The organism is Nonomuraea sp. NPDC002799, from assembly GCF_053592075.1.
Genome location: NZ_JBSFVA010000070.1, coordinates 1 through 18,324, shown reverse-complemented (window position 1 = coordinate 18,324; position 18,324 = coordinate 1). Strand labels below are relative to the sequence as shown.

Annotated in this window: 16 protein-coding genes and 1 pseudogene; 7 read left to right on the top strand and 10 right to left on the bottom strand. The window is 73.1% G+C overall.

Annotated features, from left to right (window positions below; genetic code table 11):
• A partial coding sequence (locus ACWD0F_RS50220) for an epoxide hydrolase family protein (RefSeq protein WP_449889997.1) occupies positions 1-580 on the bottom strand: 580 nt, incomplete at its 3' end.
• A 61-nt stretch (positions 581-641) separates the two neighbouring features.
• On the opposite strand from ACWD0F_RS50220, the gene ACWD0F_RS50215 reads away from it, so the two are divergent.
• A complete protein-coding gene (locus ACWD0F_RS50215) occupies positions 642-1,607 on the top strand; it encodes a helix-turn-helix transcriptional regulator (RefSeq protein WP_449889995.1) in 966 nt (321 codons plus the stop codon).
• Positions 1,608-1,612: 5 nt separating this feature from the next.
• Positions 1,613-2,188: an NADAR family protein gene (locus ACWD0F_RS50210; RefSeq protein ID WP_449889994.1), complete on the top strand. Its 576-nt coding sequence runs from the start codon at positions 1,613-1,615 to the stop codon at positions 2,186-2,188.
• On the opposite strand, the gene ACWD0F_RS50205 is transcribed toward ACWD0F_RS50210, so the two are convergent.
• Positions 2,164-2,709 (bottom strand): RNA 2'-phosphotransferase, encoded by a 546-nt coding sequence (locus tag ACWD0F_RS50205; protein ID WP_449889992.1) that lies wholly within the window; start codon positions 2,707-2,709, stop codon positions 2,164-2,166. The two genes, ACWD0F_RS50210 and ACWD0F_RS50205, sit on opposite strands and share 25 nt — an antisense overlap.
• A 115-nt stretch (positions 2,710-2,824) precedes the next feature.
• On the opposite strand from ACWD0F_RS50205, the gene ACWD0F_RS50200 reads away from it, so the two are divergent.
• On the top strand, positions 2,825-5,758 hold the full coding sequence (locus tag ACWD0F_RS50200) for an FAD-binding and (Fe-S)-binding domain-containing protein (RefSeq protein WP_449889990.1): 2,934 nt from the start codon (positions 2,825-2,827) through the stop codon (positions 5,756-5,758).
• Positions 5,759-5,761: 3 nt separating this feature from the next.
• Here ACWD0F_RS50200 and recD2 read toward each other — a convergent pair whose 3' ends face one another.
• Positions 5,762-7,897, bottom strand: a complete 2,136-nt coding sequence (gene recD2, locus ACWD0F_RS50195) for an SF1B family DNA helicase RecD2 (RefSeq protein ID WP_449889988.1) — start codon at positions 7,895-7,897, stop codon at positions 5,762-5,764.
• An 88-nt stretch (positions 7,898-7,985) separates the two neighbouring features.
• Positions 7,986-9,119 carry an acetate/propionate family kinase gene (locus ACWD0F_RS50190; RefSeq protein ID WP_449889986.1) on the bottom strand — a complete coding sequence of 378 codons (1,134 nt, stop codon included), beginning with the start codon at positions 9,117-9,119 and terminating at the stop codon, positions 7,986-7,988.
• Positions 9,120-9,247: 128 nt separating this feature from the next.
• On the opposite strand from ACWD0F_RS50190, the gene ACWD0F_RS50185 reads away from it, so the two are divergent.
• The 4 genes from ACWD0F_RS50185 to ACWD0F_RS50170 are packed head-to-tail and all read left to right on the top strand — an operon-like array spanning position 9,248 to position 13,411.
• A complete protein-coding gene (locus ACWD0F_RS50185) occupies positions 9,248-9,736 on the top strand; it encodes a (2Fe-2S)-binding protein (protein ID WP_449889985.1) in 489 nt (162 codons plus the stop codon).
• 40 nt (positions 9,737-9,776) lie between these two features.
• The gene (locus tag ACWD0F_RS50180) at positions 9,777-10,745 is read left to right on the top strand and encodes an FAD binding domain-containing protein (RefSeq protein WP_449889983.1); all 969 of its coding nucleotides are present in this window, start codon (positions 9,777-9,779) and stop codon (positions 10,743-10,745) included.
• A complete protein-coding gene (locus tag ACWD0F_RS50175) occupies positions 10,742-12,772 on the top strand; it encodes a xanthine dehydrogenase family protein molybdopterin-binding subunit (protein WP_449889981.1) in 2,031 nt (676 codons plus the stop codon). Before ACWD0F_RS50180 ends, ACWD0F_RS50175 begins: the two co-directional genes overlap by 4 nt.
• Before the next feature lie 51 nt (positions 12,773-12,823).
• A complete protein-coding gene (locus tag ACWD0F_RS50170) occupies positions 12,824-13,411 on the top strand; it encodes a DUF6328 family protein (protein ID WP_449889979.1) in 588 nt (195 codons plus the stop codon).
• Between the two features lie 17 nt (positions 13,412-13,428).
• On the opposite strand, the pseudogene ACWD0F_RS50165 reads toward ACWD0F_RS50170, so the two are convergent.
• The 6 genes and pseudogenes from ACWD0F_RS50165 to mbhE all read right to left on the bottom strand — a co-directional run.
• Positions 13,429-13,668 (bottom strand): annotated as a pseudogene (locus ACWD0F_RS50165) (cation:proton antiporter); the annotation flags it as partial.
• 36 nt (positions 13,669-13,704) lie between these two features.
• Positions 13,705-13,965: a monovalent cation/H+ antiporter complex subunit F gene (locus ACWD0F_RS50160; protein ID WP_449889977.1), complete on the bottom strand. Its 261-nt coding sequence runs from the start codon at positions 13,963-13,965 to the stop codon at positions 13,705-13,707.
• A complete protein-coding gene (locus ACWD0F_RS50155; RefSeq protein WP_449889976.1) occupies positions 13,962-14,501 on the bottom strand; it encodes a Na+/H+ antiporter subunit E in 540 nt (179 codons plus the stop codon). Before ACWD0F_RS50155 ends, ACWD0F_RS50160 begins: the two co-directional genes overlap by 4 nt.
• Positions 14,498-16,048, bottom strand: coding sequence for a Na+/H+ antiporter subunit D (locus tag ACWD0F_RS50150; protein WP_449889974.1), 1,551 nt, complete (start codon positions 16,046-16,048; stop codon positions 14,498-14,500). Before ACWD0F_RS50150 ends, ACWD0F_RS50155 begins: the two co-directional genes overlap by 4 nt.
• Positions 16,048-16,860, bottom strand: a complete 813-nt coding sequence (locus tag ACWD0F_RS50145; protein ID WP_449889972.1) for a Na(+)/H(+) antiporter subunit C — start codon at positions 16,858-16,860, stop codon at positions 16,048-16,050. The genes ACWD0F_RS50150 and ACWD0F_RS50145 overlap by 1 nt, the downstream gene beginning before the upstream one ends.
• The coding region (mbhE, locus tag ACWD0F_RS50140; protein ID WP_449889970.1) for a hydrogen gas-evolving membrane-bound hydrogenase subunit E at positions 16,857-18,324 on the bottom strand (1,468 nt) is incomplete at its 5' end. The genes ACWD0F_RS50145 and mbhE, both read right to left, overlap by 4 nt.

The following is an 18,324-nucleotide window of genomic DNA, read 5'->3' as shown; positions in this document are numbered from 1 at the left end:
CGGCCCGGCCCATCAGCGGCGCGATGAAGGCGCCGACGTCGCCGCCCTGGACGCCGTACCGCTGGTGGCCGAGCCTGGCCATCAGCTCGACCAGCGCGGCGGCGGTGCGGCCGTCGGTCCAGCCGGTGCCCGGCAGCGGGCCCGAGAAGCCGTAGCCGGGCAGCGACGGGATCACCAGGTCGAAGGCGTCGGCGGCGCTCCCGCCGTGCGCCACCGGGTCGGTGAGCGGGCCGATGACGTCGAAGAACTCGACGACCGAGCCCGGCCAGCCGTGCAGGAGCAGCAGCGGGGTGGCGTCCGGCTCGGCGGAGCGCACGTGCAGGAAGTGCACGTTCGCGCCGTCGATCGTGGTGGTGAACTGCGGATGGGCGTTCAGGGCCGCCTCCTGGGCCCGCCAGTCGAAGCCGCCGGCCCAGTGCCCGGCGAGCTCGCGCAGGTAGCTCGTGGGGACGCCGCGCTCCCAGCCGGCGCCGGGCAGCTCGGGTGCCCAGCGGGTACGCCGGAGCCGGTCGCGGAGGTCGTCGAGCCGCGCCTGCGGGATCTCGACGCGAAAGGGGGTGATCGGAGAGGTGTTCGTCATGGCTGCACCGTAGGAGGCATTGGTGACAGGGTCCGGCACCAATGCAGGGCAAAATGGCCGCATGCTGGAAACGTCGGCCAGGTTGCTCCGCCTGCTCTCCCTCCTCCAGTCGCGCATCGACTGGACCGGCGCCGAGCTGGCCGAGCGGTTGCAGGTGGGCCTGCGGACCATCAGGCGCGACGTCGACCGCCTGCGCGAGCTGGGCTATCCCGTGGACGCCACCCCCGGCGTGGCCGGCGGCTACCGGCTCGGAGTGGGCGCCGCGCTGCCGCCGCTGCTGCTCGACGACGAGGAGGCGGTGGCCGTGGCGATCAGCCTGCGGACGGCCGCCACCGGCAACGTCGCCGGGCTGGAGGAGAGCTCGCTGCGGGCGCTGGCCAAGCTGCAGCAGGTGCTGCCGTCGCGGCTGCGGCACCGGGTCACCGCGTTCCAGGCGGCCATGGTGCCGCTGGCCGGGGCGGCCGCCCCGGCGGTCGACGCCGACCTGCTGACCGCCCTCGCGGCCGCCTGCCGCGACCGGCGCCGGCTGCGGCTGCGTCACCGGGGGCGCGCGGGCGTCTCGGAGCGCGAGGTGGAGCCGCACCGGCTGGTGCACACGCCCCGGCGGTGGTACCTGCTGGCCTGGGACGTGGGCAGGCAGGACTGGCGGACGTTCCGGGTGGACCGGATCGAGGGACCGCTGGGGGCGCAGGGGGCGCGGTTCACGCCGCGTACGCCGCCGCAGGAGGACGTGGCCGCGTACGTGTCGCGTGCCATCACCTCCGCGCCCTACCGCTACCAGGCGCGCATCCTCTTCCACGCGCCCCTGGAGGCGGTCGCGCCGCGCACCTCGCCGGGGGCGGGGCGGCTGGAGGCGGTCGACGCGCGGACGTGCCTGTTCCTGGCCGGCTCCGACTCCCTCGGCGAGCTGGCCGTGCACGTGGCCGGCAAAGGCTTCGACTTCGAGGTCCTCGAACCGGCCGAGCTGCTGCCGGTGCTGCGCGAGGTCGCCGAGCGGCTCACCAGAGCCGCCGATGTGACACCGTAGGCGACATGTCCGATGAGCTGCCTATGACCGTCGACGAGACCATCGCCGCTGAAAAAGCCGGGCGTAGCTTGAAATATCTGTATTTCTGGGGCCATCAGCCGACGCGCGACGGCAGCGCCGGGCCCGGGTGCCTGAGCCAGTGGTGGCCGGTCGAGTTCAGCGAGGACGGGCACGTGTTCGCCTCGGCCGAGCACTACATGATGGCGCACAAGGCGTGGTTGTTCGGGGACGAGGAGAGCGCCGCCCGCATCCTCGCGGCCGGCCGTCCCGGCGAGGCGAAGACCCTCGGCCGCACCGTGCGCGGCTTCGACGAGGAGCGGTGGAACGCGCAGCGCTTCGCCATCGTGGCCCGCGGGAACACCGCCAAGTTCGGCCAGCACGCTGAGCTGGCGGACTTCCTGCTCGGCACGGCGAAACGGGTGCTGGTGGAGGCCAGCCCGCACGACCGGGTGTGGGGCATCGGGCTGACGGCCGCCGACGAGCGGGCCGCCTCGCCCGCGACGTGGCAGGGCCTCAACCTGCTCGGCTTCGCCCTGATGGCCGCCCGCGACGCCCTTCAGGAGGAGGGGAAGCGCAGGTAGCCGGGCGGCACGTGGCCGGCCAGCCACACCCCGTTGGCGCTGAGCCGGAACGGGTGGCCGTCGGCGTGCATCGCCCCGGCCGCCACCACCAGCACCACGGGGACACCCCGGCGCGTGCCGACCCGCGTGGCCGTCTCCCGATCCGGTGACAGGTGCACGTGCTGCCGGCTCATCGGCCGTAGCCCCTCCTCCCGGATCGCCGCCACGAACCGCCCCACGGTGCCGTGATAGAGCACTTCGGGCGGCTCCACGGCGGGCAGGCCCAGCTCCACCGGCACCGAGTGCCCCTGGCTGGCCCGGATCCGGCCGTCCTCGATCGCGTACCGCCGCTTGTCGTTCGACTCGACGACCTCGCGCAACTCCTCGGCGCCGATCGCGAACCCGTGCTCGGCCGCCGCCCGCAACAACACCTCCACCGGCACCCAGCCACCCGCGTCGAGGGTGAGCCCGATGCCCTGCGGATCGTGCCGCAGGTGCGTGGCCAGATATTTGGAGATCCGTATCATGCGCCGCTCGTCCATGGCCGCCATGATCCCGCCTCCGCGCCCGCACCCGCACGCCGATTTCCCGGAGTCCAGGACGGTCCTTGGCCCGCGGTTGGGACGCGGGTGAGGCGGCCGGGGTACGTGCGGAGGCATGGACAGCCTCGTCGAAGCACCCGCCGGCCACCTGCCCGCGCCGCCCCGTGAGATCGACGTCGAGACCCTGCGCCGGCGCCTGGAAGAGGCCGTCGACGGCGAGGTGCGCTTCGACACCGGCAGCCGTACCGTCTACTCGCGCGACGCCTCCAACTACCGGCAGATCCCGATCGGCGTGGTGGTGCCCAGGACCCTCGACGCCGGCGTGGCCGCGGTGGCGGTGTGCCGCTCCCGCGACGTGCCGGTGTTGTCACGGGGCGGCGGCACCAGCCTGGCCGGGCAGTGCTGCAACACGGCCGTGGTGATCGACTGGTCCAAGCACTGCGGCAAGGTCGAGTCCGTGGACCGGGCCGCGCGCCGCATCACGGTGCAGGCCGGGGCGGTGCTGGACGCGGTCGACCACGTCCTGGCGCCGGACGGGCTCATGGTCGGCCCCAGGCCGTCCAGCCATGCGGCCTGCACGATCGGCGGCATGATCGGCAACGACTCGTGCGGGGCGTCCGCGCAGGCGTACGGGAAGATGGCCGACTCGGTGCTGCGGCTGGAGATCCTCACCTACGACGGCGTGCGCGCGTGGGTGGGCCCGACGGACGAGGCCGAGTACGCGCGCGTCCAGGCGGCCGGCGGCCGGCTCGCGGAGATCTACCGGCGGCTGCGCGAGCTGCGCGACGAGAGCATGGAGCTGGTCCGCACCCGCTTCCCCAAGCTGGAGCGGCGCGTGTCCGGCTACAACCTGGACCAGCTCCTGCCCGAGAACGGCTTCAACCTGGCCCGCGCCCTCGTCGGCAGCGAGGGCACACTGGTGACGGTGCTGCGCGCGGAGCTGGCCGTGGTGCCGAGGCCGCCGGCCCGGTCGCTGGCGGTGCTGGGGTTCGCGGACATCTTCACGGCCGCCGACGCGGTCCCCATGGTGGCCCGGCACCGGCCGCTCGCGCTGGAGGCCATGGACGAGAGGATGTACCGGCTCGCCCGCGAGGAGCACCCGGACGATCCCGCGCTCCAGGAGCTGCCCGAGGGGGCGGGGTGGCTGCTGGTGCAGTTCGGCGGTGACTCGCCCGAGGTGGCCAGGGCGCGGGCCATGGAGCTGATCGACGCCGTCGGCTCGCACACGACGCACCGCTTCCTCGGCGACCCGGCCGAGGAGGACCGGTTGTGGCGGTGGCGCGAGTCGGGGCTGGGCGTGGAGGCGTACCCGCCGACGGGCCGCCAGACGTACGAGGGCTGGTCGGACGCGGCCGTCCCGCCCGGCCGGCTGGGGGCGTACCTGCGCGACTACGAGCGACTGCTGCGCCGCCACGGCTACCAGGACTCCACGCTGTACGGGCACTTCGGTCAGGGCTGCGTGCACGGGCGGCTCCCGCTCGACCTGCACACCGACGACGGGATCGCGCGCTACCGGGCGTTCGCGGAGGAGGGGGCCGACCTGGTCGCCTCCTACGGTGGCTCGCTGTCCGGCGAGCACGGCGACGGCCAGTCGCTGGCCGAGCTGCTGCCGAGGATGTTCGGGGACGAGGTCGTCGCCGCGTTCGGCCGCCTCAAAGCCATCTTCGACCCCAGGAACCGGATGAACCCCGGCAAGGTCGTGCACCCGCGCCGCCTCGACGAGGACCTGGCCCAGCGGCACTTCTACCCCCTGGAGCCCCGGCACACGTTCTTCGACCATCCGAACGACCACGGACGTTTCGGGCACGCCGCCACCCGCTGCGTCGGCACCGGCGCCTGCCGGAAGCAGACGTTCGAGGGCGGTGTGATGTGCCCCAGCTACCGCGTCACGCGCGAGGAGGAGCACTCCACGCGCGGGCGGGCCCGGCTGCTGGAGGAGATGGTGCGCGGCGAGCTCATCACCGACGGCTGGCGCTCGCAGGCGGTGCACGACGCGCTCGACCTCTGCCTGGCCTGCAAGGGCTGCAAGTCGGAGTGCCCGGTGAACGTGGACATGGCCACGTACAAGGCGGAGTTCCTCGCCCACCACTACCGGCGCCGGGTCCGGCCGCGCGCCCACTACTCGATGGGCTGGCTGCCGTTGTGGGCGGCGCTCGCCTCCGCCGCGCCGGGCCCGCTGAACGCCGCCGGCCACCTGCCGCTGCTGTCGCGGGTGATCAAGGCCGTCGCGGGGGTGGCGCAGGAGCGGGAGCTGCCCAGGTTCGCCGGGGAGCGGTTCACCGACTGGTTCAAGCGGCGGGCCGGCGCGGGGCCCGGCACGCGGGGGCAGGTGGTGGTGTGGGCCGACACCTTCACCAACAACTTCGACCCGCACGTCGGGCAGGCCACCGTGCGGGTGCTGGAGGCGGCCGGGTTCGAGGTGAAGGTGCCGCCGGTGGCGCTGTGCTGCGGGCTGACGTGGATCTCCACGGGGCAGCTCGGGATCGCGCGGCGCGTGCTGGCGCGCAGCGTGCGGGCGCTGCGGCCGTGGGCCGAGGCCGGGGTGCCGATCGTGGGGCTGGAGCCGAGCTGCACCGCCGTCTTCCGCTCCGACGGGCCCGAGCTGCTGAACACGCCGGAGACGCGGCTGATCGCCGAGCGGACGCTGACGCTGGCCGAGCTGCTCCAGGACCGCGCCGCGGACTGGCGGCCGGCGTCGGCGGGCGGGCAGGCGGTGGCGCAGGTGCACTGTCACCAGAGTGCCGTCATGGGGTACGACGCCGATCGTGCCGTGCTCGACCGGTTCGGGATCCGTACGTCGGTGCTCGACGCCGGATGTTGCGGGCAGGCCGGGAACTTCGGGTTCGAGCGCGATCACTACGACGTCTCCGTGGCCTGCGCCGAAGAAGCCCTCTGGCCCGCCGTACGCGCCGCGGCGCCCGGTGAGGCGATCCTGGCGGACGGCTTCTCCTGCCGCGTGCAGATCGCCGCCGCCCACACCGGCCGCCAAGGCCGCCACCTCGCCGAACTCCTGTCCACCGCGATCTCCCGCCCAACCCCCACCATGTGAGGGTCAGGGGTCGAGGGTCAGGGTGAGGCGGCGGGACAGGCCCGTGTTGCGGCGGTGGCCGATCCGATGCACCGCCAGCTCCAGCGCCTCCCGCTGCCCCACCAGCACCACCCACGCCTTGGCCCGGGTCAGCAGCGTGTAGAGCAGCTTGCGCCGCAACATGATCCCGCCGGACTCGGCCACGATCGGCGCCACCACGAACGGGTATTCGCTGCCCTGCGAGCGATGCACGCTGATCGCGTACGCGTGCGTCAGCTCGTCGAGCTCGTCGAACCCGTAGCGCACGCTCTCCCCGTCGTCCGTCCGGATCTCGACGACGCGTTCCTCCCGCACCACGGCCGTCACCGTCCCGGTCTCCCCGTTGAAGACCCCTTTGTCGTAGTTGTTGCGGATCGGCATCACCCGATCGCCCACCCGGAACACCGTGGCGCCCGACCAGTGCTCGGCCTTGTCGTCGGCGGCCGGGTTGAGCTGGTCCTGGATCAGCCGGCCGAGCGCGGCGGCCCCCGTCTCGCCCTTGCGCATCGGGCAGAGCACCTGCACCTGGCCGGGCTCGACGCCCTGCTTGCGCGGGATCGCGACCATCGCCAGGTGGGCGACCCGCCTGGCGACCTGCTCGGGATCGTCGAGCTCCTCGAACCAGAACCCGCCCCCGCCCGGCGTCCCCGGCAGGCGCCCGGCCCGGACCCGGTGGGCCGCCTCGATGATGCCGCTGCCGCCGGCCTGCCGGAAGACGTGGGTGAGCTGGACCCGCGGGATCGTCAGGACGCGCAAGAGATCGGACAGGACGTCGCCGGGGCCGATGCTGGGAAGCTGGTCGCTGTCGCCGATGAGCAGCAGGTGGCTCCCGGAGGGGACGGCCGCGGCGAGCCGGGTGGCCAGGTGGAGGTCGAGCATGGAGGCCTCGTCCACCACGATCAGGTCGGCCTGCGCGGGCGTCTCGGCGCCGAACAGCGCCGCCGGATCGGGGTCGGCCTGGTGGGCGAGCATGCGGTGCACGGTCATCGCCGGCAGGCCGGTCAGCTCCGACAGGCGCTTGGCGGCCTTGCCGGTGGGCGCCGTGAGCGTCACCGTGCCGCCGGCGGCTCTGACGGTGGTCGCGATGGCCTTCACCGTGTGGCTCTTGCCGCAGCCGGGACCGCCGGTGAGGACGGAGACGGTGCAGGTCAGCGCCATGTTGACGGCGGCGCGCTGGTCGTCGTGGAGCCCCGGGTCCTCGTGGTAGGCGCGCAGGGGCAGGGTGGAGCGGGCGCCCATGATGCGGGTGAGCTCGGCGGTCAGGGCGACCTCGCGGCTGTGGACGTGCTTGGCGTACGCGACCTGCTGCCCCGGCTCGTCGGGACCCGTCTCCACGACCAGGCGGCGGTCGGCGACGAGCGCGTCGACCATCGGGCGGACCAGCTCCTGATCCTGCTCGATCAGCTCCGCCGCCGCCCTGACCAGCGCGAGGACCGGCACGAAGCAGTGGCCGTCGCGGCTGCCGGCCGCCTCCAGCCGGTCGAGCAGCGCCGCCTTGACCCGCTGCGGGCTCCGCTCCGGCACGCCCGACTGCAGCGCGATCTTGTCGGCGATCCGGAACGCGATGCCCCGCACCCGCCCGATGAGCCGGTAGGGGTCGGTGGCGAGGATCTCGTCGGCGTCCTGCCCGAACACCTGGTAGATCTTCGCCGCCAGCAACGGGCTGACGCCCAATCCCTGGAGCGTCACCATCAGCGCGGCGATGGCCTTCTGCTCCCGCCACGCCTCGACGATCTGTCCCTGCCGCAGCGGCCCGATGTTGACGACCTCGGTCAGCCGGCCGGGCTCGCCGTCGATCACCTTGAGCGTGGCCTCGCCGAAGTGGTCGACGATCGCGTACGCCAGTTTCGGCCCGATCCCCCTGATCAGCCCCGACCCCAGGTAGATGCGGATGGCGCGGACCGAGGAGGGCACCACCCGCTCGCACTCGCTGACCGCGAACCGCCGGCCGTAGCGCGCGTGCCGGCCCCACTCGCCGTGCAGCCGCAGTGTCTCGCCGGGCTGCACGGCGGCCAGCGCCCGCCCGGTGGCCACGAAGTCGGGCTCGCCGTCGGCGCTCATGCGCGCCACGGTGTATTCGTCCTCCCGGACATAGACGAGCTGCTCGACCGACGCCTCCACAGCAGAGATCAAACCATCCGCCACCGACAAACGCTCACCCGGCCGCCGGGCAGGTCTCCAGGTCGGTGCCGCCCACAGCTCCCGTTCGTCAGGCGTGGCCGCCCGCGAGCGTCTGGAGGCACTCCCGGGCGAGCTGGAGCTCCTCCCGTACCTGGATCACCAGGACGGGGACGGCGGCGTCGTCCGCGCTGACCGGCCCGTCGTCGTCGCGGTTGCCGTGAACGGGGGGTTCGACGCCGAGCAGGCCCAGGCGGCGGCACACGGCGTCGCGCACCTCGGGCTGGTCCCAGCCGATCTCGCCGGTGAACACGAGCGCGTCCACGCGCCCGAGAGAGGTGGCCGCGGCGGCGATCTCCCGGGCCACGCGGTGGCTGAAGACCCGCAGCGCGAACGCGGCGGCCTCGTCGCCGTCCCGCTCGGCCGCGACGAGGTCGCGCGTGTCCCCGGAGCGGCCGTCGGACAGGCCCAGCAGCCCCGAGCGCCGCGTCAGGCCCTCACCGAGCTCCGCCACGGACAGGTGGCCCTCCGACAGCAGCCACACCAGCATGCCCGGATCCACGCTGCCCGAGCGCTTGCTCATCGGCATGCCCTCCAGGGGCGTGAAGCCCATCGAGGTGTCCAGGCTCCGCCCGCCCGACACCGCGCACACCGAGCTGCCGCCCCCCAGATGCGTCAGCACCAGCTCCAGGTCGGCCGCCGGCTTGCCGAGCAGCTCGGCCACCCGGTCGAGCGCCCACGCGTAGGACAGCCCGTGGAAGCCGTAGCGGCGCAGGCCGTAGCGTTCGCGCCACTCCCGTGGCACGGGGTAGACGGCGGCCTCGTCCGGCAGCCCGGCGTGGAAGGCGGTGTCGGGGCAGAGCACGTGCGGGACGGCGGGCAACTGCTCGCGGGCCGCGTCCAGCAGGGCCAGCGCCGGCGGCAGGTGCATCGGCGCCAGGCTGGTGAGCCCGCGCAGTCCCGCGACCGTCTCGTCGTCGGCCACGACAGGGCCGCGTACGAGGTCTCCGCCGTGCACCAGCCGGTGGGCGACGGCGCTGACGTCGCGGTCGAAGTGGCTGCCGAGGAAGGCCGCCAGCTCCTGCCCGGCGGCGGCCGGGTCGATGGCGCGCTCGGCGTGCGCGCTGTCCAGCACGCTGCCGCCCTCGACGAAGTCGAGGCGGAGGCTCGACGATCCCGCGTTGACCGTCAGAACCGCCGCCGACTCGGTCATCTGCTGGTCCATGCCCGGTTCATGACGGCTCGGCTACCCGCCCCTGCAACCACAAAACGGACGCACGGGGACGAACGGCCGGTCGTCCCCTTTGCGGCGCCCAGAGGTTGTCCGGAGAAGAGATCGGGTAGGCGTGCGCCATGGACATCACCCTGCACGTCAACGGGGTCCCGCGCACGGCGGACGTGGACCCCAGGATGTCGCTGCTCGACCTGCTGCGCGAACGGCTGGGGCTGATCGGCGCGAAGAAGGGCTGCGATCACGGGCAGTGCGGGGCGTGCACGGTCCTGATCGACGGGCGGCGCGCCAACGCGTGCCTGGCGCTGGCGGTGGCCGTGGACGGCTCGTACGTCACCACCGTCGAGGGCCTGGCGAGCGGGGAGGAGCTGCATCCGCTGCAGGCGGCGTTCATCGAGCACGACGCCTTCCAGTGCGGCTACTGCACGCCGGGGCAGCTCTGCTCGGCGGAGGGGATGCTGGGCGAGCCGGGGCCGAGCGCCGTCACCGGCGACCTCATTCTCGATCCCGCCCTGACGCCCGAGGAGATCAGAGAGCGGATGAGCGGAAACCTGTGCCGGTGCGGCGCCTACGTCAACATCGTCAGCGCGATCGCCGAGGTGGCGTCGTGAAGGTCCTCGAGAACGTCAGCGCGATCGCCGAGGTGGCGCCGTGAAGGCTTTCGAGTACGTCCGCGCCGTCAGCTCGTCGGACGCGGTGCGCAGATACAAGCCCGGCACCATGTACCTCGGCGGCGGCACCAACCTCGTCGACCTCATGCGGCTGGGGGTGGCCGGCCCGGACCACCTGGTGGACGTGAGCCGCCTGCCGCTCGACGCCATCGAGCCGATCCGCGAGCGGCTGCGCGTCGGAGGCGCCGTCCGCAACAGCGACCTCGCCGCCCATCCGCTGGTCCGCGCCCGCTACCCGATGCTCGCGCGGGCGGTGCTGAGCGGCGCGTCCGGCCAGGTCCGCAACATGGCGACCGTGGCGGGCAACCTGCTGCAGCGCACCCGCTGCTCCTACTTCCAGGACGTGACCAGGCCGTGCAACAAGCGCGAGCCAGGCTCCGGCTGCCCGGCGATCGAGGGCGACCACGGCAACCTCGCCGTGCTCGGCCACTCCGAGGCGTGCGTGGCCACCCACCCGTCCGACATGGCCGTCGCCCTGGCCGCGCTGGACGCCCAGGTGCACATCACCGGTCCCGGCGGCGACCGGATCATCCCCATGCCGGGGCTGCACCGCCTGCCCGGCGACCAGCCCGAGCGCGACACCGTGCTCGAACCCGGCGACCTGATCACCGTCGTGGAGCTGCCCGCGCCGCCGCCCGGCGCCTCGGCCTACCGCAAGGTGCGCGAGCGGGCGTCGTTCGCGTTCGCGCTGGTGTCCATCGCCGCCGTCCTCGACGTGAAGGACGGAGTGGTCGGCGACTGCCGCATCGCGCTCGGCGGCGTCGCGCACGCGCCCTGGCGGGCCGAACGCGCCGAGCGGGCCCTGATCGGCGGCCCCGCGACCGGCGACGCCTTTCTGGACGCCGCCGAGGCCGAGCTGGCGCAGGCCGGCCCGCTGCCGCGCAACGCCTTCAAGGTGCCGCTGGCCCGCAACCTGATCGTCCGCACGCTGGAGGAGCTGGCCTCGTGAACCGCGTCGAAGGTCGTGCCAAGGTCACCGGGCTGGCCACGTACGCCGCCGAGTACCCGATCGAAGGTCTCGTGCACGCCTGCCCCGTGCAGTCCCGCATCGCCAAGGGGCGCGTCGCGAGCGTCGACGCGGAGCAGGCCGGCGCGATGCCGGGCGTGCTGGCCGTGTTGTCCTGCGCGGACCCGCCCGAGCTGGCCGGTGAGGCCGACGGCGACCTGGCGGTCTTCCAGAGCCGCGACGTCGCCTACCGGGGCCAGCTCGTGGCCGCCGTCGTCGCCGACACCTACGAGAACGCCCGCGCCGCCGCCGGCGCCGTCCGCGTCACCTACGAGCCGGGCGCCCACGACGTCACCCTCAGCGCCGGCCACCCCGGCCTCTACCGGCCCGAGGTGGTCAACCCGGCCTTCCCGTCCGACACCGTGAAGGGCGACGTCGAAGCCGGTCTCGCCGGGGCCGCCAGCACCGTCGACGTCACCTACACGACCCCGGTCCTGCACAACAACCCGATGGAGCCGCACGCCGCCATCGCCCTGTGGGACGACGAGGGCCGGCTGCTGGTCTACGACACCGCGCAGGGCACGTCCACCTCCCGCGACGCCATCGCCAAGACGCTCGGCCTGCCTACCGACCGCGTGCGCGTGGTGTCGCGGCACGTCGGCGGCGGCTTCGGCTCGAAGGGCAGCACCCGGCCGCAGGCCATCCTCGCCGCGCTGGCGGCCAGGGCGACCGGCCGCCCGGTCAAGGTCGTGCTCACCCGTCAGCAGATGTTCGACGTCACCGGCTACCGCACGCCCACGATCCAGCGGCTGCGGCTCGGCGCGGACGCGGACGGGCGGCTGACGGCGCTGGAGCACGTGGTGTTCGAGCAGAGCTCCACGCTGGTGGAGTTCGCCGAGCAGACGGCCGTGCCGTCCCGCGTCATGTACGCCACGCCCGCGCTGCGCACCGCCCACCGGCTGGTCAGGCTCGACGTCGCCACTCCGTCGTGGATGCGCGCCCCCGGCGAATGCCCCGGCATGTACGCGCTGGAGTCCGCCATGGACGAGCTCGCCTGCGCCGCCGGCCTCGACCCCGTCGAGCTGCGGGTGCGCAACGAGCCGGACACCGAGCCGGAGGGCGGCCTGCCGTTCAGCTCCCGCAACCTCGTCGCCTGCCTGCGCGAGGGCGCCCGCCGCTTCGCCTGGGACGGGCGTGACCCGCGGCCCGGCCTCAGGCGTTCGGGGGAGTGGATGATCGGCACCGGGGTCGCCGCCTCGACCTACCCGGCCGGCCGCAGGCCGTCCAAGGCCGTGGCGACCCTGCGGGACGGCGGCTTCCTCATCGAGGTGGCCGCCGCCGACATCGGCACCGGCGCCCGTACCGTGCTCACCAGGATCGCCGCGGCCACGCTCGGCGTCGCCCCGGACCGGGTGCGCGTGGAGATCGGCGACAGCGACCTGCCGCAGGCGCCCGTCGCGGGCGGCTCCATGGGCACCGCCTCGTGGGGGTCGGCCGTCGTGCGCGCCTGCGAGGCGTTGCGGCGCGACGGCAAGGAGGGCCGGGCCGACACCACCGAGGAGATCAAGGGCGACGCGCGGCTCGCCAGGCACGCCTTCGGCGCCCAGTTCGCCGAAGTGCGGGTCAGCGCCGTCACCGGCGAGATACGCGTGCCGCGCCTGCTCGGCGTCTTCGCCGCCGGCCGCATCCTGGACGCCAAGCTGGCCAGGTCGCAGTTCATCGGCGGCATGACGATGGGCCTGGGGATGGCGCTGATGGAGGAGACGCTCACCGACGCCGAGTTCGGCGGGTTCCTGCGGCGCGACCTGGCGCAGTACCACGTGCCCGCCTGCGCCGACGTGCCGCTCGTCGAGGCGGTCTGGCTGGACGAGCCGGACGACGCCCTCAATCCCATGGGCAGCAAAGGCATCGGCGAGATCGGCATCGTCGGCACGGCGGCCGCGATCGGCAACGCCGTGCACCACGCGACCGGCCACCGCGTGCGCGATCTGCCTATCACGCCGGGAAAGATCCTGATGTCCATGTTTTAGCGTTTCTTGGAAAGGAAGTTAGTCTCTCGTTGTCTAAGGCGGGAGACCGGCGTGAAGAACGAATCGGACGCTGAGCGGGCGGATCGCAACTTCGTGGAGTTGCTGCAGGGCGCCCGCGTGGCGGTGACCGGGGTGCAGGTGCTGTTCGCCTTCCTGCTGACCGTGCCGTTCTCGACCGGTTTCGCCCAGACGGACGGAGCCGACCGGTGGCTCTACTACGCGGCGCTGGTCAGCGCCGCGGTGGCGTCCATCTGCTACATCGCGCCGACCGCCCAGCACCGGGTGCTGTTCCGCCAGGGCCGCAAGGAGACGCTGGTCCGCCGCTCCAACTTCTACGGCCTCGCGGGGGCGCTGGCGCTGGCGGTGTCGATGACGACGTCCACCATGTTCGTCATCGACTACCTGTTCGAGGCCACGCTGGCCGTGATCACCGCCGGGCTGCTCGCCGCGCTGGCCCTGTGGACCTGGTTCGGCCAGGCGGCGCTCAGCCGGTCGGATCAGTCGTCCTTGGCCGGCGACTCCGCAGACGGCGAATCCACCGACGGCGACTCCACCGACGGCGACTCGATCGACGGTGACTCGTCCGACGCCGGGTCCTCCGGCGGCAGCGCGGTGCCGTCGTCGTCCCGCGAGGGCTGACGCTGGTAGGCGGCGCGCGCCACCATGTACGCCGCCACCGACACGGTGATCACCTGAGAGCTGCCCGCCAGCAGCAGCGGCCCCGCGTTCGACCAGGTCGGCCGATGCAGCCACATCGCCAGCAGCACCAGCAGCACGCCGAGCACCTGCGGTTTCGTGCCCGCGTGCATGCGGTCCAGCGTGGTGCGGAAGCGCACCAGACCGGCCCCCGCCGACAGTGCCAGCACCGCCCCCAGCAGCAGGCAGAACGCCGCCACGGCGTCCAGCGCGCTCACGATGACCTCACCACGACATCACCGCGACCTCCCCGCGAAGAACCTGGCCAGCGACACCGACCCGACGAAGCCCAGCAACGACAACACCAGCAGGATCGGCAGGTCCGAGTAGTCGTCGCGTACCACGGCGAACGCTCCGGCGCCGCACATCGACAACGACGTCAGCACGTCGAGCGCCACCGCCCGGTCCAGCATCGTAGGCCCGCGCCCCACCCGCCAGAGCGCGGCCGCGGCCCCGCAGCCGAGCAGGCCGATGGCCACCAGGTAGACCGCCGTCACAACATCTCCTCCCGATCCCGCCGGGTGCCGAACGCCGCCACGATGCGCGACTCCAGCCCGGCCACCTCCGCCCGCACGCCCTCGGTGGCGTCGCCGGGCTGCCCCAGGACGTGCAGCACCAGCTCCCGCCGCTCGGCGTAGACCTCCACGACGAGGCTGCCGGGCATGGTGGACAGCGCGATCATGACCATCACGGTCATGGACTCCGACGACGTGCGCAGCCGGACGCGGACGATCTGCGTCGGCACCACCCCGGGCCGCACGACCCACGCCACGACGCGCGCGGTGGAGACCACCAGATCCCAGCCGAACCAGAGCAGGAACCGCACCAGCGCCACCGGACGCAGCCTGATGCCGGGGTCGAGGACGGGCAGCGGCAGCAGCCACGTCACCACGAGCCCGGCCACGAGCCCGCCCAGCACGTTGGCCACCGACAGATCGCCCCACAACATCACCCACACGAACGTCAGCCAGGCGACCAGCGTCAGCGGCACCCGCCGGCCGAACAGCCGCGGCGCCAGCAGCCGGGCCTTCACCGCGGCCCGTTCAGCACGGCCGTGATGTACGGCTCGCGCGCCATCAGATCCCCGGCCGCCCGCTGAGCCAGCGACGACAGCGGCCCCGCCAGCACCGTGAACGACAACCCGAGCACGACCAGCGCCGTGACCGAGGCCGGCAGCGCGGCCGGCAGCGCGGTGGTGGTCACGATCGGGTCCTCGCCGGTGTCCTCCTCGCTCTCCACGACGGTGCCCACCCGATCCTCTCGGGGGCCGCGCCAGAACGCCTTGCCCCACGTCTTGGCGACGGCGTACAGGGTGAGCAGGCTCGTGACCAGGCTGCCGGCCACCAGCATGACCGGCAGCCAGCCGCCGGCGGCGAGGCCCGCCTGCACCAGCATCAGCTTGCCCAGGAAGCCCGACATCGGGGGGATGCCGGACAGGTTCATGGCGGGCACGAAGAACAACACCGCGATCAGCGGCGTGGCCTTCATCAGCCCGCCGAGCCTGGTCACCGACGTGGTGCCGGTGCGCCGCTCGATCATCCCGGTCACCAGGAACAGGCTCGTCTGCACGGTGATGTGGTGCACCACGTAGAAGATCGCCCCCGCCAGGCCGGCCAGCGTGGACAGGCCCACGCCGAACACCATGTACCCGATGTGGCTGACCAGCGTGAACGAGAGCATGCGCTTGATGTCCGTCTGCGCGACCGCGCCGATCACGCCGATCAGCATGGTCGCCAGCGCCACCCACATCAGCAGCGTCGACACCGGCCCGCCGGGGAACAGCAGCGCCTCCAGCCGGATGATCGAGTAGACGCCGACCTTGGTGAGCAGCCCGGCGAACACGGCGGTGGCCGGCGCGGGCGCGGTCGGGTAGGAGTCCGGCAGCCACGCCGACAGCGGGAAGATCGCCGCCTTGATGGCGAACGCCAGCAGCAGCGTCAGCTCCACCAGCAGCTTCACCAGATCGGGCAGCGTGGCGAAGCGCTCGGCGAGCTGCGCCAGCGACAGGGTGCCGGTGGCGGCGTAGCTGATGGCCAGCGCGATCAGGAACAACATCGACGAGGCCAGGGCCATCAGCGTGTACGTGGCGCCGGCCCGGATCCTGGACTCGGTGCCGCCGAAGGTGAGCAGCACGTACGAGCCGCTCAGCAGCAGCTCGAACGCCACGAACAGGTTGAACAGGTCCCCCGACAGGAACGCGTCCGCCACCCCCGCCACCATCACCAGGAACGCCGGATGGAAGATCGCCATCGGCGCGTCGTGCTCCTGCTCGTCGTAGGAGTTGGCGACCGAGTACACCATCACGCAGAACGTCACCGCCGACGACACCACCAGCACCAGCGTCGACAGCCGGTCGGCGACCAGGCAGATGCCGATCGGCGACGGCCAGCCGCCCAGGTGGGTGACCAGCGTGCCGTGCGTGTCCGCCTCGATCAGCAGCAGCACCGACACCACGAGCGAGATGGCCAGCGTGACGAGGCTGATGACCGACTGCAGCCGGCGCAGCCGCCCGCCGATCGCCAGCTTCACACCGGCGGCCAGCAGCGGCAGCAGCACGGGCACGCAGACCAGGCCGTCCATCACCCCTCGTCGCCCTCGAGCTCCGGATCGGCCGCGAGCGCCTGCCGCTCGCGCTCCTCCCTGATGGCCGCCCGCATCTGCCGGCGCGCCTCCCGCTGGCGGCCGCGCAGCCGCTTGCGCAGCGCCTTCTCCCTGGCCGCCTGCGTGTCCCGCCCGCGCTCGTGCTCCTGGCGCAGCTCCTCGATCCGCTCCAGGTTGTCCTGCGCGGCGGCGTCCGTCCGCTCCCCGATGTCCTCGAAGTGCCGCTGCAGCTCCGTCTCCGACAGGCCCTCCTGCTTGCCCTCGTCCATCCACTGCGCCAGCTCGGTGTGCACCCTGGAGATGCGCCGCTCCAGGTCGGCCTCCTCCAGCCGCTCCCGCTCCGCCTGCTCGGCCTCCAGGTTCGCCAGCTCGGCCCGCTGCCCGGCGACGAGCCGCCGGTAGGCGTCCTGCCGGGCGCGTACGGCGTCGCCCAGCTCGCCGCGCCGGGCGCGCAGCCGGATGCGCCGGTCCTCGGTGTCGTCCTGGACCTCGTCGCTGCCGGTGAGCTGCCACGACCGGTGCACCAGGGCCAGCAGGAACGCCGTCATCCCCAGGGTGATCACGACGGCGGTGAGCACCATGGCCTGCGGCAGCGGGTCGGCCATCCCGGTGGTGCCGACGAAGGGCGGCCCGCCCGGGGGGCCGCCCGCGGTGACGATCAGCAGGTTCACGCCGTTGCCCAGCACGATCACGCCCGCGAGCAGGCGGACCAGGCTCCGCTCCAGCAGCAGCGTCGCGCCGGTCGTGATCATCGCGCAGCAGGCGAGGAACGGCAGCAGGGGGATGCTCACGGGCTCTCCTCCGCCTCGATCTGCCGGTCCAGCTCGGCGCCCAGGCTGCGCAGCACGTCCTGGACCATGCCGACCACGGACACGTACACGCCGAGGTCGAACAGCAGCCCCGTGGACACGTGCACGTGCCCGACCAGCGGCACGCTCACGTCCGTGGCCAGCATGTCCAGCGCCGCCCCGCCGAACAGCAGCCCGATCAGCGCCGTGCCGGTCGACAGCGTCAGCCCGATCCCCATGAGCACGCCGGCGTGCACCGGCAGGGCCGTGGCCAGCTCGTCCCGGCCGCCCGCGAGATAGCGCACCGTGATCGCCAGCCCGGCCACGATGCCGCCCGCGAACCCGCCGCCGACGCCGCTGTGCCCGATGAACAGCAGGAACACCGACAGCAGCAACACCGTGTGGAAGGTCAGCCGGGCCGCCACCTCGAACGCCAGCGCCCGCTGCCCGCGCGGCAGCGTGGCCGCCAGCCAGTGCGTGCGCTCGCCGTGCTGCCGCTCGCTGCGCTCGATGTGGTACGACCGGCGCCGCAGGAACACCAGGCTCGTCACACCCAGCGTCAGCACCACGAGCACCGTGCTCTCGCCCATGGTGTCCCAGGCGCGGATGTCGAGGATCAGCGCGCTGACGATGTTGCGCGCGCCCGCCTCCTGGGCCGCGGGGCCCATGAGCGCGCCGATCGGCTCGGTGCCGCGCGCGGCCATCGCCAGCATGCCCGCGCCCGTGGCCACCACGCCCACGGCCAGCCCCAGCGCCAGCCGGAACGGGAACGCCAGCCGCCCCTTGACCGAGACGATCGGCAGCCTGCGCAGGACCAGTGCGAACACCACGAGGCTGAGCGTCTCGGCCAGGAACTGGGTGAGCGCCAGATCGGGCGAGCCGTGGGACAGGAACAGCAGCGCCGTGCCGTACCCGGTGAGGCCGATGACGACGGCCAGCAGGATGTACGCGCGTGAGAGCAGGGCCAGCACGGTCGCCGCCACGATGAGGACGGTGACGACCGGCTGCTCGGGGCGCTGCCACAGCAGGACCGGCACGTCCAGGCGGGGCGAGCCGCCGTAGATGAGGGAGAACAGGCCGACGGCGACCGTGGCCACCAGGGTGAGCAGCAGATAGTCGGGCACGGAGCCGCGCTGGACGAAGCCGGTGAGCTGGACGGCGAAGCGGTCGAGGCGCCGGAGGACGGTCCAGAAGATCTGGTTGGAGTCGATCAGGTGCCAGGCCGCTCCCGCTCTCGCCACCGGCTCCCCGAACAGGAAGAGCAGCACGCCGGCCGCCAGCGCCGCCGCCGAGAGCAGCAGCGGCAGGGAGAATCCGCTCCACAGCACCAGATGGGTCTCAAGCCCCGGATCCCTATAAGTCCGCGTATATCCGGACATGGCGGTGCCGTACCACGACGCCAGCGGCGCGAACGCGAGACCGAGCACGGACAACAGCGCGGGCGGCCAGAACATCGCCGCGGGCGCC